A 15,585-nucleotide genomic window follows, 5' to 3' on the forward strand; every position below is an offset into this window, starting at 1 on the left:
GCTTTTCCAGTTATTTGACAATTAATTCCGGACTGGTAGAATATGAGGGTATTCTCCGGTTCATCTTAGCCGGTTTCATTTTTTATAGAACAGTTTTTACATAGGCAATTTCTTGAATATTATTAATAAAACGATTTACTAAGTAATAATATTTATTATTTCATAATGAAATAATAATAAAATTGAAAATATGATAAGAGAAAGCCAAATCTAACGCTATAACCTTAAGTCAATGAGGTCTGTAGGTTAAGTTTATATTAACTATACAAAGTTTATCAACATTGTAAAAAAACGGCAAAGTTGAATAGACAGGAATCTACCAGGATGTATTGGTAAAGGTTACATTGTTTTTTCGGGAAGAGGATACGGCTATGCCCTTATCAGCATCTCCTAAAAATGAAAAACCTTCTAATTCATCTTGTTTTCCATCAATATTTATTTCCCTGATCACTTGTTGTGTACCGGTTTCAATTGATTTTTTAAGATCTATGTAAGTAAAGCGCCACATCCTACCCTCTTTTTGGTTTTGAATGAGGACAAGTATATTGTTTGAGGCTATCCAATGTAAATTTTGAACCCAGGCTGTGCAGGTGAACTTTTTATACAATACTCCTTTATCGCTTGTTTTAGAAGCCGTTCTTAGTGTTTCCGGATCATACAGCCTGACTTCGTTACTATTATTGCCATAATCGGCAGTAGCTACATACCATTTACTGTTGTATTTTACATATTCGGGTCTTGTACCTTGAATACAGGCATCATCATCAATTGTATTGATCAGGTTACCATCAAGGGTGCCGGTTTTCAGTAAGCCTTTCCAATCGATACAATAAATTACAGCTTTCCATTTTGTACCTTCCTTATTTAATCGGACAGAATTACCCATAAAAGTTGGCCCGGTTCCGTTATAGGCTACGCCGGTTGGATGGTTTATAACATCCTGTCCGTTTGTGGTTAGCTTATATTCTTTGTTAATATAGGTAAGGCTGTCCCCTATTAATTTAAATTCCCGTATCATTCCAACTTCACGGTCGCCATATAAAAATATCCTGCCGCTTTGATAAGAAATGCCTTGACAAGCACCTAATGAATCGATAGTTAAGGTACGGGTAACAGCCATGTCAACCGTTTTATTTAAAAAAGCGAAGAGCCCTAAACATAGTATAGCCGTAGAAGCAAAAAGTAATTTCTTCATGATGATCTTTTGATGTGTTTGAAACATAACGCGTCTGATAAACCGATCTGCTATGGATCAAGGGGTTCATCATTATCAATACGCAGGGATTCAATTGTTGGATAAAATTCCTGTTCGGTATCTGACAGGCGTTTACCCAGTTTGTAAGGCACATATCCCAGCTCTTTTTCACATCTGCTGGCCATATTGGCTATAAAATAGCTTTGTGATTTATCTGTTGAGGTGATACATGGTTTGCTGAATGGCATCCCGTAACGGAATATAATACGGGCACAATTACGCATATTGGTAGTAGTGTGCCGTGCATGCGGGTCAACAAATATGGCGTTTTCAGGTACATGCAGTTTTTCTACCATGTATTTCTTCATTTCATCAGATTCACAATATTTTGTTTTATATGGATGAACTTTGCCTCCTGATGTCATGATAAAAGGCGCTAATCCTTCAAAATACCTTAATGCGGCTATGCGGCAACGCAGCATCCCCTCGGCGCTTAAAACTACTCCGGCAATGTCTGGGCCAGCTCCGGGTATCAGGATCATGGTGTATTTATATTTAGCCCAATTGATAGTTTTTATCCGGTTATAAGCGTTTTTATTGATCCCTGAGATCATTGGCTCGTCATTGGCCGCATCGTCCCTTTCGTTTATTTCAAGACAATGTAAGGCGTAATTCATGGAAGGGGCAAAAAAAAGTTTTTCCTTTTTGCTTTCATCCCATATCGTCGCTGAAGCATCATAAACCAGGTTTAGATATCCCCTGCTTTTTACGTTGAAGCTGATAGAGTCAATGGCCGGATAGTTAGGTTTGCGGCCCTCAGCATAAACCTCAATAGCGTAGTTGACCGCTTTAGCATCCTGTTCCCATGCACTAATCAATATTTGAACAGGTGATGAACTATTAAATTGCTGATAAGTACCTGAAGGTATTAAATGTTGTTTTACCAAATTGTCTAAGGCATTACCTGTTTTATACAGAGTTGTAAGTCTGTCGCTAACTGCTTTGATCTCATCCGGACTAAATTTCAGGGTTTGAGTTAAACATAATGGATCTTTACAAGTTGTTAGAGACGATTTAATATTATCTAACCTGGTTTGCGTCAGTTTAGTCAGTTCCGGATCGTCACTTAACAGCTGTTTTGCCGCGGCATTATTTTGAAATAAAGTAAGCAGGTAGTAGTTTTTGGTTTGTATAAAATTGCTGCCTACCAGTTTGTAATTTTGATCAGCTGACTGGCCGTAAGTATAAAAAACGGTAAAGCTTAATAATAGGAATAAGTATTTCTTAAAACTCATGAGAAGAAATGTTGATGTTATTAATAAATGGTGGTTAATGTCAATTGATTAAATCAATCATCATCGTCTTTCTTTTTCTGCTCCAATAACACAAAAGCACTTCTTTTAGGTGCCGGCATTGTTGAATGTTCGCCTTTTACGGATTTCCAAACCACCTCGTTCAGATCAAGATCGGGCACGGCGTCTTCTTTTGCGAAGTTGAAGGATTCAGACCGCCGACTACTTTCGTTATTGGCAATATTTCGCCTTTCCAGATCAACCTCTGCCGGTTTTAGTTGATAAGGCGTTACATCAGCCTTACTGGTAAAACATTCATATAAGGGCATTGCTCCGGCATCATACTGACTCATTGGCGGTAAACCCAATATAAGCTCCATGGTTCGCAGAAAGCCCGAAGTTGAATACATCGTATGTACAACCGCGTTACGTTTTACATAAGGGCCTACTACGAATGCTGGTGACCTGTGGGCGTCGATATGATCAGGGCCGTTTTGAGCATCATCTTCCAGTATAAATACAACAGATTCTTTCCAGATAGAGCTTTGTGACAGATGTTCGATAAAACGGCCTATTGCCAGATCATTATCGGCAACAGCAGCAACGGGCGATATCTTACCTTTCTTTTGTCCGCTGGTATGGTCATTTGAAATACGGATGGTATTAAACTGAGGCACCGCGTTAATGGTAAGCAATGAATCAAAGTCATGTTGCCATGCATCAACCCTAACCTGGTCTTTTATATCCAGGTTAAAGCCGGGTGATTGCGGACAAATGTGCCCTTGCAGTGTTTTAATATTTGCCTTGCCATCATCACTGAATTCGCCATAACTACGATAAGTAATACCGGCTCGTTTGCAATAATCCCATATAAAGCCATCGCGCGGATAAGTAGCCGGCCGGCCACCTTCAAAGCTGGTGCTGCCACCGCGGCTGCCGTAGCTCGTTGGCCAGGTTTTTTCAATTACATCAGTAGCGTATGCAGCCATGCTCCAGTTATGCCCATCGGCACTAACTTCAGCATCAACATAAAAATTATCAAGCAAGACAAACTCGCTGGCTAAAGCGTGATGGTTAGGGGTTACGTGTTTCCCAAATAAGGTTAAAGAGGTGTCCCCGTTGCCGCCAGGCATATCTCCCAAAACCTGGTCATAAGTGCGATTTTCCTTAATGATATAAAAGATATGTTTTATGGGTGATTTTTCGCCCAGTTTACGGGGGATAGGGTTTCCTGTTTCACCATCAGCAGTTATGGTTCTTTTGTTTGTAAATGGCGTGTTGGCATAAACCTGGTGGGTATATTGTTTCAACTGCTCTGGTTTTGGCGCATCAATAAAAGATAATGAGCCTTTAAATAAACCTGCAATATATTGTAAGCGGTTGTTGGCGGTACTTCCTGTTTGGTAACCACTATTATCTACTTTTGAAATGGGTTGTGGACCTTGCGGATTAGCCATAGAACTTAGCCCCTTTCCGTTAGTCACCAATATTTTATTGCCCAATGTTTTTACATTGGTAGGATACCAGCCTACCGGGATAAAACCCTGGCTTTTACTATAACCGGGTTTGGATACGTCAAAAACAGCCAGGCAATTGTTATCGGCATTAGCAATGTATAATGTTTTTTCATTAGCACTTAATGCCAACCCATTGGTGGTGGAGCCGGTAAGCTTTGTTGGATATAATGTGGTAGCAACCGTTTCAATTACCTTATTACTAATGGTATTGATGATGGAAACCGTATTGTCATTAGCGTTTGCCACAAACAGGTAGTTGCCTTTTTTATTCAAAAGCAATTCATTAGGATGGTCGCCGGTTGGTATTTTGTTCTCAATTACTTGCGATACTGTATTTACCACCGCGACAGCCCGCCCGCCCCAAAGCGAAACGTATAGTTTTGTTTCATCTGGAGATAACACGCAACTGTAGGCTATAGCTGGCAGTTGAACTTTATGAAGGATCTGTTTTGCCTGCGGATCAATTATATACAGAGTGCTGTCTTCTTTAGTTACTGTGTATAATTTGGTATTGTTCTTATTTACAGCGATACCTGTAGGGCATATTTTACCTTTAGGCCAGGGCATACCCAACTTTATTGTATCTGCCTGGTTTAATTTATTGTCCTTTAAATGAAAATCCAGTATCCAGTTATCATTACCCCCAGACGCGTAAAGGTGTTTTTCGTCGCGGCTAAAGGCTAATCCGTACCATGATTTACCCAGTACCCGTTCGTCCAATAATTTTTCAGTTTTGGGATCTATAAGCTGTAAGGATTGTGTGCTCTGCCCGTTATTGGTTACTGCCAGTAATTTGCCGGATATACTTAGCTGCATATTTAAAGGCAGATCACCCAAGGTTAAAGATCGCCCGGCCGGACTTAATTTCCAACCATTGGGAAGTAATACCTGCCCTGTCTTTTTTACCTGACCAGGTATCTGCGCCATTGCTGATACATTAACCAATAAGCTTAAGGCTATAACATAACCTATGTTTTTAATTGAACCCATAATAGTTTGAGTAAATATTAATGTAAATTAAATGAGACCTGGGCTCTGATGGTGTATCCGTTTTGTGATAGTGTGGATAGGTCCCTTATCGCTTCTGATGGTACAACATTGCTACGAGTTGCATAAATAATTGGGCCGCCACAAATAGAAAACCCAAACCTTGAACCCGAAGGAACGTAATTGATTGACGGCCCAACTAATAGCTTAGCCCCTCCTTCTGCCTCATCTGCTTCCCAAAAACCTTCCAGATCTTCACCCACAGCCTCTACACCACCGAAAAAGTTGCCGGCAATACGATGATGAAAACCGAAACTGGTTACCAGATCAATGCCGTCCCGTGATTTATCAAAAGCTTTTTCAAAGCGCAGGTTCCCTGCAAATCGCCATGATGCAGCATCAAACGAAGCTGTAACACGGCTGAATATAGATTTAACATTTGTCCAGTCGCGACTACCACCTAAGCTAAGACCGATGCGTGGGCCAAATGGTTGTTTACCGCCAATAAAATCATGCATTAATTCTGCTTGTTGCGCACTGGTTGTGCCACCGTCACGTGCAAACCCTACAGCGGCATTAGCATATAATGTAAACCGGTTGCCCAGGTAACCCTTGACAGCTAATTGTTGATCAACCCCATCGTAACCAAATGGTGTTAGTGTACGTTCTCCATAGCTTCCGGAATAATTTAAACTCCAATATGGAGAACTTCCGGTTAACGTATTAACAGAAAACAGGAATGGTTGCGGAGCTGCAGTTATAAAATTCCCCGTAGGATTTATGGAATGATCATTTTGCGCCTTTCCAGCCAGGCTTAATGTCAATAAAAGCAGAATAAGGTAAAGCTCTCTTTTCATGGTGTGAAATAACCCCCTTTATATTAACCCATAATTAAATCAAAGTAAACATAGTGTTTAGCGGGCTTTTGACTATGACTTTGTTACAAATACTACCATAGAGAAAGTAATATGTTTTATTCCCTGGCTTTTTTTAAATATAATTAAAAATCCAATTGCTAACCCTATCGCCCGATATTGAATATTGCATAAACCCCTATTTAATGACATGGAATACTTTGTTTTATGGTTGTCATGTAAACCCACTTTATTATGGTAAAATACTTGTAATAATCTGATTTTCAATTTTATAAATAAATGTTAACCATAAAAAATGTAAACCATGTAAACCCACTTTTATAACAAAATGGCCCGCCTGTTTAGTGATTATGACATCTGCAATAAATTATGGTATCTTTTTCTACTGACAAACTGCTGTCATTCCTGATCATTAATTTTAACTTTATATATCAAGAATCACTATGAAGGATAACTATCTGGCTGTTCAGCGAATTTATAATCAGCATATTTATAAACCAAAGTTTAGTAAGCCTGAAGATGTTGTTAAACAAATGGTAGCTATGCAAGCCCAGGATTACGCAGGAGCTAAATGGGCGGTAGCTTTGCGGATGCCTGACACCAGCGAAGATGTAATAGAGCAAGCTATAACAGATGGCAAAATATTGCGTACGCATTTGCTGCGCCCCACCTGGCATTTTGTTTCGCCACAGGATATCCGCTGGTTATTAACGCTTACCGCGCCGCGTATTCACGCTATAAATGTGCCGTTTTACAGGAAATTTGGGTTTACCGATACTTCATTTAATAAAACCAATGAGCTGTTAGCCAAAGCCCTTCAGGGTAACAAGCAGTTGAGTCGTCCCGAAGTTTTAGACCTGCTTAAACAGGCAGGTATTGCGACCGATGATATCAGGTTTACCATAATACTGATGCGTGCCGAACTTGACCAGGTAATTTGCAGCGGAGCCAGGGTTGGCAAACAATTTACTTATGCCCTACTTGACGACCGGGCGCCCCTAACGCCAGTATTAACCCATGAAGAAGCGCTAACCAAACTGGCCCTCGGTTATTTCAACAGCCGGGGACCTGCTACCCTGCACGATTTTGCAAACTGGTCGGGTTTAACGGTAACTGATGCTGGTATAGGGCTTGAGCATGTCAAATCGCAATTGATTAGCGACGTGATTGATGGCCGCACTTATTGGATGCCGGATAATATAACAGATATACTATCGCCAAAAACAAAAGCCTATTTATTGCCGGCATTTGATGAATTTGCCATCGCCTATAAAGATCGCGACGCTTTGGTTAATCCAAAATATCTTAAACAGGCACGACACGTAATTTTTGACCCTGCGATAGTGGTCGACAATCAGGTGGTGGGTACCTGGAAACGAACCATCAAAACCAAATCCGTTGATATCAATTTAAACCTGTTTGGCCCATTAAATAAAACACAAGAAAAAGCTGTCGAAATAGCTAGTTCCAAATACAGAAAATTCCTTTTTTCATAAATAGAGGGTGTTACCTGGGAAAATTGTCCATGTACTAACGATATTCATCCATGTTACAGCGAAGCGCTTGTATGCAACTTTGTATTGTCAATAACGACAAACTAAAAAGACAAAACAATGGCACGTTTAACAGCAATAAATCCTGACGAAGCAACAGGCAAAACAAAAGAATTATTTAATGCAATACAAAGTAAATTAGGTGTTGTTCCTAATATGATGCGTACAATGGGTAACTCCCCTGCCTTATTAGAAGGTTACCTTAATTTAAGTGGTGCTTTGGCGCACGGGGCACTCGGCGCAAAAAACGGCGAACTACTGGCATTGGCTATATCAGAAAAAAACAGTTGTGATTATTGTGTATCTGCTCATAGTTACATCGGCGAAAAATTGGTACATATTGATGCCAATACCCTGGTAAATGCACGTCTTGGCAAATCTGCTGATATAAAGACCGAAGCAGCCCTGAATTTCGCTAATACCCTGGTCGCTAAAAATGGCCTGGTGAATGACAGCGATGTGGATACTGTAAAAGCCGCTGGTTTTACCGATGGTGAAATAGGCGAAATTGTTGGTCACGTTGCCCTGAATATATTAACCAACTATTTTAACAATACTGCCGATACCGTAATTGATTTCCCGGTTGCAAAAGCACTACAGGATATTGAAGCTTAATGATCATATTCAGTTAACAGTAAAAGTCAACAGCAAATGCTTTGGCTTTTGCTGTATTATTTAACTTTACTAAAACTAATGTTATGAATTATCCAAAAATGGCTTTTACCGATGCCGTAAAAGATTTTCAGGAGCGTTATGGTAGCCGTGCCAGTTATGGCCGGATGGAAGAACATCGTTACACTGATGGATTAACGGAAAGCGAAGAAGAATTTATCGCCCGGCAGGATAATTTTTATATGTCGACCATAAGTGAAAATGGTTATCCTTACATTCAGTTTCGTGGTGGGCCAAAAGGCTTTTTGAAAGTGGTTGATTCGGAAACGCTTGGCTTTATTGATTTTGGCGGTAACAAACAATATATTTCAACAGGCAATTTAGTCACCAATAACAAAGTAGCGTTATTCCTTCTTGACCAGGCAGCCAGGACAAGGTTGAAAATATTTGCCGAAGCCAGTGTACTCCCGATTGAAGATAACTTATATCTGTATGACAAACTTAATCTTGAAGATTATAAATTTAAAGCCGAAAGAATAATATTATTTAAAGTGAAAGCGTACGATTGGAACTGTCCGCAACATATAACGCCAAGATATACCCTGGAAGAGATTCAGGATGAATTCATGGCTCAGCACGAGTATATCAATAAGTTAAGAAAAGAAAATGCCGATTTGAAAGCACAATTAGCTACTACCAATAACAAATGAGCAATACGCAAAATACATTTACACTGATTGATGAACCGAAAGGGAACCTCGCCTTCAAATTATTTTGGTTTGATGATAATAGTCACTTTGATCATTTGCAGCGTCATAACTATTTCTCACTTATTTGGATTAAAGAAGGGTCAGGCATATTAAAATCAGATTTTTCTGAATACAGCTTTGAAGCCGGCCGGATGCTGGCCTTTTCGATCTACCAGCCATTCATGCTATTGGCACAAGAGCCTATCAAGGGTGTAGCCATACAGTTTCACCCAGATTTTTTTTGTATCCTTAAGCATCATAAAGAAGTATCATGCAGCGGTATTTTGTTTGATAATATATACAAGCCGCCTTATGTAATGGTTGATGCTGTAAACGAATCGCTCTTAAATTTACTGTTGGAGCAAATGAAAGTGGAAATGCTGAATAAAGCGCTGGCACAGTATGAAATACTGATATCATACCTCAAAATTTTCCTGATAACAGCATCCCGTTTAAAAACAGAACAACAGGAAATTTTACACGACCCCGATAAAGACGCCAGGGAACCTTATATATTACAGGATCTTAAGGATGCTATTGAAACTCATTTTAAAACCAAACATAGCGCCAGCCACTATGCCGATATGCTGAATATATCAGCCAAGGCTCTGGCCCGTATTACCAAAACGCACTTTAATAAAACCATCAGTAACCTGATTGCCGAGCGCATTATTATTGAAGCCAAACGTGAGTTGTATTTAACTAACAGACCTATAAAGGAAATAGCATACGAATTGGGTTATGAGGATGAATATTATTTCAGCCGTTTTTTTAAAACAAATGCTGATGTATCGCCGCAATTATACCGGGATACTGTTGGTTATGGTCGTGCAAGCGCTTAAACTAAAACTTATCCTGCTATATTTGGTTTCCATATTAAATACCTGTTATCATGCCTGAATTACCCGATCTGCAAGCCTTTAGCCATAACCTGGACAAAAAATTAGCCGGAAAAACGGTAAAACAAATTGCGGTTATCAATGCCAAAAAATTGAATGTGAGCCATCAGAAACTGCAGGATACGCTGGAGGGGCAAAAATTGGATAAGATATATCGCGAAGGCAAAGAGCTTTACCTTAGATTTTCCAAAGGTGATGTACTTGGCCTGCACCTGATGCTGCATGGCAAGCTATTCTTATTTGAGGGTAAAAACGAGAATAAATATCCCATCATTGAATTGCATTTTACTGACGGTAGTGGATTGGTGTTAACAGATTTCCAGGGGATAGCCAATCCTACTTTAAACCCGGAGGAAAAAGAATCCCCCGATGCTTTATCAAAAGATGGTGGCGTTGAATATTTGACCGCTCGCCTGCAAAAGACAAAAACCAATATCAAAACTGTACTGCTTGATCAAAAGATCATTCGGGGTATTGGTAATGCTTACGCCGACGAGATCTTGTGGCATGCAGGTATATCACCAATGTCCATAAGCAATAAAATTCCGGAAGACAAAATAAAGGAGTTGGTTAAATCTATTCACGATGTGCTTACAGAAGCTGAAAAAGCAATTCTTAAATCAAACCCGGATATCATTAACGGCGAAGTAAGGGACTTTATGCACATCCACAATTCAAAAAAGACCCATAGCCCCAAAGGCGAAAAGATCATCATAAAGGAAGGTACCAGGAAAACCTATTATACCGAAGAGCAGGAGTTGTATAGTTAGGTATCAAATAATACGTCATTGTGAGGTACGAAGCAATCTCTATACTTTACAGAGTGGCCCTACTTATTGGGGATTGCTTCGTACCTCGCAATGACGCGTGTTTTAATGTTTATTTCCTTCTACTTCAACTTCTTCACCTGCACATTAAAATCGGCACCAACAATAGGTATTTTTTTCCATTCGGTATCCTGGTTCTTTTTATAATAAGTACCTCCGTTGAGTAATCCGCATGAAAAGCCGAGGGATTTTCCGGTCATAGTATTTAAAAACTCAACAGAAACAAGGATATCGCCTTTAACATCAACTTTATAGGGTGCAAGATCAACACTGATCAACTGATTATTGATCAATGGCCCACCAGGATCTTTTTCCCTTACAATTGTTCCCTTTATTTCTTCTTTAACCAGGTTGTCACCCTCTGGCAATTTATCGCCCATCGCATACACGTTTACTTTAAAGGGAATAGTATCCTTGCCCAGGTTGTCGACATGAAAGCTCAATTTCAGTAATTCAACCAGTTTGTGGCCGGCATTCATCCTGATCCCTACCTGTGCGCCTTGTACTATACCAAAGCTATTATTGGTTGTTCCAGACCGGGCTTTATGGCCAATGGTTTTGGTTTTGTCCTGGGCCAGGCTATTGAAAGCGACAAAACAAATAAAACAGATAAATAGTAATTTAAATACTTTGGATAGCGGCAGGCAGTGATTGATCATAAAACAGTTTACAAAATGATGTTAATAAAAGCAAGACGAAACCAAATATGAATTGGTTGCAAGGTTGGGCTTTTATTTCCTGATCATTTTATAATGCCAGATGCCGGCTTCTTCAAACTCCGGACCTATTTTTTCAAAATTAAACCGCTCATATAATGATACGGCTTGTGTTTGCGCGTGCATGTAAACGTACGTGGCATCAGCCGGCAGATCGTCCAAAACTGTTTGCACCAGGGCCTGCCCTATTCCATGACCCCGGAATTTTTTTAATACAGCAAAGCGCTCCAGTTTATAACCTTTATCTGTTTTTCGCCAACGACAGGCACCGGCAGGTACTCCATCAACGGTTGCCAGGAAGTGGGTCGATTCGTCTTCAAACTCCCATTCTAATTCGGGAGGGCAGTTTTGTTCAACTACAAAAACTTCGCGCCTTACGGCAAAAACTTTATCAAGATCGGCTTGCTCAGTTACTTTTCTTACTTCTAAGCTTGAGTTTGTGGGCATTATAATGTGGTTTGGTTTTAAGTATAGTTAGTTTGGCATTGTGGTTCTCTTCGGCTGCATCGATAGAGTGTGTGCATGTAAGATCGTCTTCCTTTTCCGCAAGTATCGATAGTTGCACATAAAATTTATGCAGCTGATCAAGCTCTTTCTCATTCATATCCTCGATATCCACCATCCGGTTACTGGCACCCTGGTGCGAGGCCAGCAGCTCATTCAATTTTAAATGGATGGCTTTTGAATCCTTGTTTTGCGATTTCTGGATCAGGAAAACCATCAGGAAAGTAACAATGGTTGTACCCGTATTGATAATAAGCTGCCAGGTATCAGAATAATGAAATATCGGCCCGGTGATGCCCCACACAATGATGATGCTGATAGCCGTTAAAAAAGCTCCGGAACTGCCCGTAGCAATGGTTGCCCAATTAGCAAAACGTTCAAATAAATTCTTCTTTTTTTTAGCGATCTCTGCCATATATTTTTATTTATTGGGTTGGGGAAACGCTTATAACAACAAAGCGCCATTACAACAAATGTAACAGCGCTTTGTTAGTTTTTGATGAATATTATAACTTGCTGTTCACATCAACACAGTTAAGATCTTCAAAAGCCGCAGCTAACCTTTTAACAAAGGTTTCTTCGCCTTTACGCAACCAAACGCGCGGATCATAATATTTTTTGTTTGGAGAATCTTCACCTTCCGGATTACCAATCTGGTGTTGCAAGTAAGCTTCTTTTGATTTGTAATAATCTTTAATGCCTTCCCAGTAAGCCCATTGCATATCGGTATCAATGTTCATTTTGATAGCGCCATATGAAATAGCTTCGCGGATCTCTTCCTGGCTTGAACCAGAACCACCGTGGAATACAAAGTTGATCGGTTTTGCATCGGTTAAACCAAATTTTTGTTTTACATACTCTTGTGAATTATGTAAGATCACTGGCTGTAATTTCACATTACCTGGTTTGTAAACACCATGTACGTTACCAAAAGCTGCAGCCACTGTAAAACGAGGGCTAACCTTTGACAGGTGCTCGTAAGAGTAAGAAACTTCTTCTGGTTGGGTATATAAACGTGAGCTGTCAACATCAGAGTTGTCAACGCCATCTTCTTCACCACCGGTTACACCTAACTCAATTTCCAGTGTCATACCTAATTTAGCCATACGGGCCAGGTATTTTGCCGAAATTTCAATGTTTTCTTCAATAGGCTCTTCAGAAAGGTCAAGCATATGTGATGAGAAAAGTGGTTTACCTGTTTCGGCAAAGAATTTTTCACCATGATCAAGCAAGCCGTCAATCCATGGTAAAAACTTCATGGCTGCGTGATCGGTATGTAAAATTACGGCCACACCATAGTGCTCAGCCAATAAGTGCACATGCTTTGCAGCCGATACCGCACCTAATATGCATGCCTGAAGTTTTGAATTATCTAATGATTTACCAGCATAAAACTGTGCGCCACCATTTGACAGTTGAATAATTACCGGGGAGTTTACCAGCTTGGCTGTTTCCATAACCGCGTTAATGGTATTAGTACCTATAACGTTTACCGCAGGTAAAGCAAACTGATGCTTTTTAGCAACTTCAAATAGTTCCTGCACCTGATCGCCGTGCAGAACACCTTTATAATTTTTTAAATTCATGAGCTTTTATTTGGGCCTCGAAGTTATAAAATTTCTTGGTTTTAGGTATAAGTATCTGATTATTTGTTACGATTTAACCATTTAGTTACTCACATACTGTAATTTATACACTTTGTTGGATAAAAATAATTTTAACAAATAAAACTGAACATGGATTACTTACTACTTGTTATAATATTTTTCGTTTCTTTGTAGTCAATTGAAAGAGCTCGACATAGATATGGCATGGTTTAAACGAGAGTTGAAAGGGATAATTACGACTACTGAGGAAAAGAAAGAAACCCCCGATGGGATCTGGAATAAATGCCCGAATTGTAAGAAACCCCTGCATTATTCTGAGCAGGTTGAAAATCAATATGTTTGCCACTATTGTGGCTACCACCTGCGTATAGGTTCAAAAGAATATTTTGCAGTACTATTTGATAATAACGAATTTACTGAGTTATTCCCCGATTTGACATCAGGCGATCCCTTGCATTTTGAGGATACTAAAAAATATACTGACCGATTGACCGAAACCCAATTTAAAACCGGTTTAAAGGATGCTATACGTGCTGGAGCAGGCAAAATTGACGGACAGGATCTGGTTATAGCTTGTATGGATTTTAATTTCATCGGCGGTTCCATGGGATCAGTAGTTGGCGAGAAGATTGCCCGCTCAATTGATTACTGTATCGCTAATAAAGTTCCATTCCTGATGATATCCAAATCGGGTGGTGCAAGGATGATGGAAGCAGCCTTTTCATTAATGCAGATGGCTAAAACATCAGCTAAACTGGCTTTATTGTCACAGGCTAAAATTCCTTATATTTCTTTATTGACTGATCCTACTACTGGTGGTGTTACGGCATCGTATGCTATGCTGGGCGATATCAATATCGCTGAACCAGGCGCGTTGATAGGTTTTGCAGGCCCAAGGGTAATTAAAGAAACCATTAAAAAAGATCTGCCGAAAGGTTTCCAGACCGCGGAATTTGTTCAGGAGCACGGTTTCCTTGACTTTATTGTTGACCGCCGGGAAATGAAAGAAAAACTTGCCTCATTCCTCAAAATGATGGCTAATTAAAATATTGTTTTTTAAGCAAACAGAAAGGCTATCCATTTTGGATGGCCTTTTCTGTTTGTAAAGGAAATAAATAAGTTATTTGGTAGTTGCACCTGCATTTGCGCCTCCACCTTCCACATGTTGGTCGGGAAGGTCGGCGAAACTGCCATCACTGTGAAATACCTTGAAATTACCTCTATGAGGCCCATATTTTTCAATGTATCTTTCATTTTGAACGGCGCCTGAATAAGTGTTCAGGTAATTCGGTGCTGTTCCTTTGTTATTACCTTGATTGGTGCCAGGTTTTAAATAGCTGTTCATCTTCTCATCCTCCTATTCTATAAATAATCAAAGTACTTATTATATACTCTCGGTACCAGGTTCATGGCCGATCATTCTGCCGGTTGTACGTCCTTGTGGACGGCTTTCAAAATCGGTTTTGGCCAGGCCCTGTGATGGAAATTCTTTTTTATTTGGTGGCGTTACGTCGTTTTTCTCACTGTATGAGGTATCAGCGCCACGGGTAGGCTGGTCAACTTCCTGCTGGCTGTGGTAGCCGGAGCCTTCTTTTTTGGTTTGGCCCTCATCAGGTAGCTCGTTATCATCCTCTTCTCCAGGCACTTCAGCAGGACGATCATATTCTTCGTCCTCATCATTTAGGTCCTCTTGATTAAACGTGGGTTTCAGATCATTAGTATAAGCGCCTTCATCCTCTTTTAATTCGTCGTCATCCAATTCGTTGCTATTAAAGGCGTCTTCATTTTGACGAGAGGGAGAGTTATGGGTATTGTCGAAATCATTACGATTATTATCCCGGGAATCCCAGGCTTCTTCATTATTAGTTATCATAGGTTTTCAATTTGGTGGTAATTGATAAACCAACCGGGAGTTGATATTGTTTTTTTAAATTATCAAAGTAGGATAATTTATTTCCGTAAAGGAAAAAGTTAAATTAAAAATTTTACGGCCTCCCAAAAACTTTTTAAACCTCTAATTTTAACACTTTTCGGTGCAAAAACAGGCTAAAAACGGGTCGAAAATCATTCAAAACCATCGATTTTAACACTTTTTAACAAATTTTAACACGGTTTTGAGCAGTTTTTGAAACTTTAAAAAGTATTAATTGATTGATTGTCAAATAACTACTTGCAAAATGGTCGGTTTTTGGCTTGGTTTTACCCTTAACTAAACAGCCCGGTTACCTATGGAAGGGTAACCGGGCTGCGAG

Annotated in this window: 16 protein-coding genes; 6 read left to right on the forward strand and 10 right to left on the reverse strand. The window is 39.7% G+C overall.

Going from position 1 to position 15,585, the window contains the following annotated elements; translation table 11 throughout:
* Positions 1-316: 316 nt before the first annotated feature.
* The 4 genes from AC57BQ_RS07930 to AC57BQ_RS07945 are packed head-to-tail and all read right to left on the reverse strand — an operon-like array spanning position 317 to position 5,848.
* Positions 317-1,195 (reverse strand): hypothetical protein, encoded by an 879-nt coding sequence (locus AC57BQ_RS07930; RefSeq protein ID WP_496405763.1) that lies wholly within the window; start codon positions 1,193-1,195, stop codon positions 317-319.
* A gap of 50 nt (positions 1,196-1,245) precedes the next feature.
* On the reverse strand, positions 1,246-2,490 hold the full coding sequence (locus AC57BQ_RS07935; protein WP_496405764.1) for a YdcF family protein: 1,245 nt from the start codon (positions 2,488-2,490) through the stop codon (positions 1,246-1,248).
* Between the two features lie 53 nt (positions 2,491-2,543).
* Positions 2,544-4,994: an alkaline phosphatase family protein gene (locus AC57BQ_RS07940; protein WP_496405765.1), complete on the reverse strand. Its 2,451-nt coding sequence runs from the start codon at positions 4,992-4,994 to the stop codon at positions 2,544-2,546.
* Positions 4,995-5,011: 17 nt separating this feature from the next.
* The gene (locus tag AC57BQ_RS07945; protein ID WP_496405766.1) at positions 5,012-5,848 is read right to left on the reverse strand and encodes a hypothetical protein; all 837 of its coding nucleotides are present in this window, start codon (positions 5,846-5,848) and stop codon (positions 5,012-5,014) included.
* 461 nt (positions 5,849-6,309) lie between these two features.
* Between AC57BQ_RS07945 and AC57BQ_RS07950 the strand changes: the two genes are divergently transcribed.
* The 5 genes from AC57BQ_RS07950 to AC57BQ_RS07970 all read left to right on the forward strand — a co-directional run bounded on the left by AC57BQ_RS07950 (position 6,310) and on the right by AC57BQ_RS07970 (position 10,449).
* Positions 6,310-7,362, forward strand: a complete 1,053-nt coding sequence (locus tag AC57BQ_RS07950; protein WP_496405767.1) for a winged helix DNA-binding domain-containing protein — start codon at positions 6,310-6,312, stop codon at positions 7,360-7,362.
* A gap of 117 nt (positions 7,363-7,479) precedes the next feature.
* Entirely contained in the window at positions 7,480-8,034 is a 555-nt protein-coding gene (locus tag AC57BQ_RS07955) for a carboxymuconolactone decarboxylase family protein (RefSeq protein ID WP_496405768.1), read from the forward strand.
* A gap of 83 nt (positions 8,035-8,117) precedes the next feature.
* Complete coding sequence (locus AC57BQ_RS07960; RefSeq protein ID WP_496405769.1) at positions 8,118-8,741, forward strand: pyridoxamine 5'-phosphate oxidase family protein; 624 nt, start codon at positions 8,118-8,120, stop codon at positions 8,739-8,741.
* Entirely contained in the window at positions 8,738-9,622 is an 885-nt protein-coding gene (locus tag AC57BQ_RS07965; protein ID WP_496405770.1) for a helix-turn-helix domain-containing protein, read from the forward strand. Before AC57BQ_RS07960 ends, AC57BQ_RS07965 begins: the two co-directional genes overlap by 4 nt.
* Positions 9,623-9,672: 50 nt before the next feature.
* On the forward strand, positions 9,673-10,449 hold the full coding sequence (locus AC57BQ_RS07970; protein WP_496405771.1) for a DNA-formamidopyrimidine glycosylase family protein: 777 nt from the start codon (positions 9,673-9,675) through the stop codon (positions 10,447-10,449).
* Positions 10,450-10,568: 119 nt separating this feature from the next.
* Here AC57BQ_RS07970 and AC57BQ_RS07975 read toward each other — a convergent pair whose 3' ends face one another.
* The 4 genes from AC57BQ_RS07975 to fbaA all read right to left on the reverse strand — a co-directional run bounded on the left by AC57BQ_RS07975 (position 10,569) and on the right by fbaA (position 13,312).
* Positions 10,569-11,165, reverse strand: coding sequence for a hypothetical protein (locus tag AC57BQ_RS07975; protein WP_496405772.1), 597 nt, complete (start codon positions 11,163-11,165; stop codon positions 10,569-10,571).
* 72 nt (positions 11,166-11,237) lie between these two features.
* Positions 11,238-11,669: a GNAT family N-acetyltransferase gene (locus AC57BQ_RS07980; protein WP_496405773.1), complete on the reverse strand. Its 432-nt coding sequence runs from the start codon at positions 11,667-11,669 to the stop codon at positions 11,238-11,240.
* The gene (locus tag AC57BQ_RS07985) at positions 11,629-12,141 is read right to left on the reverse strand and encodes a low affinity iron permease family protein (RefSeq protein WP_090470919.1); all 513 of its coding nucleotides are present in this window, start codon (positions 12,139-12,141) and stop codon (positions 11,629-11,631) included. Before AC57BQ_RS07985 ends, AC57BQ_RS07980 begins: the two co-directional genes overlap by 41 nt.
* Before the next feature lie 91 nt (positions 12,142-12,232).
* Positions 12,233-13,312 (reverse strand): class II fructose-bisphosphate aldolase, encoded by a 1,080-nt coding sequence (fbaA, locus tag AC57BQ_RS07990; RefSeq protein WP_090470921.1) that lies wholly within the window; start codon positions 13,310-13,312, stop codon positions 12,233-12,235.
* A 220-nt stretch (positions 13,313-13,532) separates the two neighbouring features.
* On the opposite strand from fbaA, the gene accD reads away from it, so the two are divergent.
* On the forward strand, positions 13,533-14,378 hold the full coding sequence (accD, locus tag AC57BQ_RS07995) for an acetyl-CoA carboxylase, carboxyltransferase subunit beta (RefSeq protein ID WP_090470923.1): 846 nt from the start codon (positions 13,533-13,535) through the stop codon (positions 14,376-14,378).
* Between the two features lie 75 nt (positions 14,379-14,453).
* On the opposite strand, the gene AC57BQ_RS08000 is transcribed toward accD, so the two are convergent.
* Both AC57BQ_RS08000 and AC57BQ_RS08005 read right to left on the reverse strand, forming a co-directional pair.
* Positions 14,454-14,678: a hypothetical protein gene (locus AC57BQ_RS08000; RefSeq protein ID WP_496405774.1), complete on the reverse strand. Its 225-nt coding sequence runs from the start codon at positions 14,676-14,678 to the stop codon at positions 14,454-14,456.
* A gap of 39 nt (positions 14,679-14,717) precedes the next feature.
* The gene (locus AC57BQ_RS08005) at positions 14,718-15,206 is read right to left on the reverse strand and encodes a hypothetical protein (protein ID WP_496405775.1); all 489 of its coding nucleotides are present in this window, start codon (positions 15,204-15,206) and stop codon (positions 14,718-14,720) included.
* Positions 15,207-15,585 lie beyond the last annotated feature (379 nt).

The organism is Mucilaginibacter sp. BGA-UO-ETr-C110 (assembly GCF_059567985.1).

Excerpts from the sequence above, each read along its gene's own strand:
- AC57BQ_RS07930 (WP_496405763.1), bottom strand. The coding sequence starts at position 1,195 with ATGAAGAAATTACTTTTTGCTTCTACGGCTATACTATGTTTAGGGCTC.
- AC57BQ_RS07935 (WP_496405764.1), bottom strand. The coding sequence starts at position 2,490 with ATGAGTTTTAAGAAATACTTATTCCTATTATTAAGCTTTACCGTTTTT.
- AC57BQ_RS07940 (WP_496405765.1), bottom strand. The coding sequence starts at position 4,994 with ATGGGTTCAATTAAAAACATAGGTTATGTTATAGCCTTAAGCTTATTG.
- AC57BQ_RS07945 (WP_496405766.1), bottom strand. The coding sequence starts at position 5,848 with ATGAAAAGAGAGCTTTACCTTATTCTGCTTTTATTGACATTAAGCCTG.
- AC57BQ_RS07950 (WP_496405767.1), top strand. The coding sequence starts at position 6,310 with ATGAAGGATAACTATCTGGCTGTTCAGCGAATTTATAATCAGCATATT.
- AC57BQ_RS07955 (WP_496405768.1), top strand. The coding sequence starts at position 7,480 with ATGGCACGTTTAACAGCAATAAATCCTGACGAAGCAACAGGCAAAACA.
- AC57BQ_RS07960 (WP_496405769.1), top strand. The coding sequence starts at position 8,118 with ATGAATTATCCAAAAATGGCTTTTACCGATGCCGTAAAAGATTTTCAG.
- AC57BQ_RS07965 (WP_496405770.1), top strand. The coding sequence starts at position 8,738 with ATGAGCAATACGCAAAATACATTTACACTGATTGATGAACCGAAAGGG.
- AC57BQ_RS07970 (WP_496405771.1), top strand. The coding sequence starts at position 9,673 with ATGCCTGAATTACCCGATCTGCAAGCCTTTAGCCATAACCTGGACAAA.
- AC57BQ_RS07975 (WP_496405772.1), bottom strand. The coding sequence starts at position 11,165 with ATGATCAATCACTGCCTGCCGCTATCCAAAGTATTTAAATTACTATTT.
- AC57BQ_RS07980 (WP_496405773.1), bottom strand. The coding sequence starts at position 11,669 with ATGCCCACAAACTCAAGCTTAGAAGTAAGAAAAGTAACTGAGCAAGCC.
- AC57BQ_RS07985 (WP_090470919.1), bottom strand. The coding sequence starts at position 12,141 with ATGGCAGAGATCGCTAAAAAAAAGAAGAATTTATTTGAACGTTTTGCT.
- fbaA (WP_090470921.1), bottom strand. The coding sequence starts at position 13,312 with ATGAATTTAAAAAATTATAAAGGTGTTCTGCACGGCGATCAGGTGCAG.
- accD (WP_090470923.1), top strand. The coding sequence starts at position 13,533 with ATGGCATGGTTTAAACGAGAGTTGAAAGGGATAATTACGACTACTGAG.
- AC57BQ_RS08000 (WP_496405774.1), bottom strand. The coding sequence starts at position 14,678 with ATGAACAGCTATTTAAAACCTGGCACCAATCAAGGTAATAACAAAGGA.
- AC57BQ_RS08005 (WP_496405775.1), bottom strand. The coding sequence starts at position 15,206 with ATGATAACTAATAATGAAGAAGCCTGGGATTCCCGGGATAATAATCGT.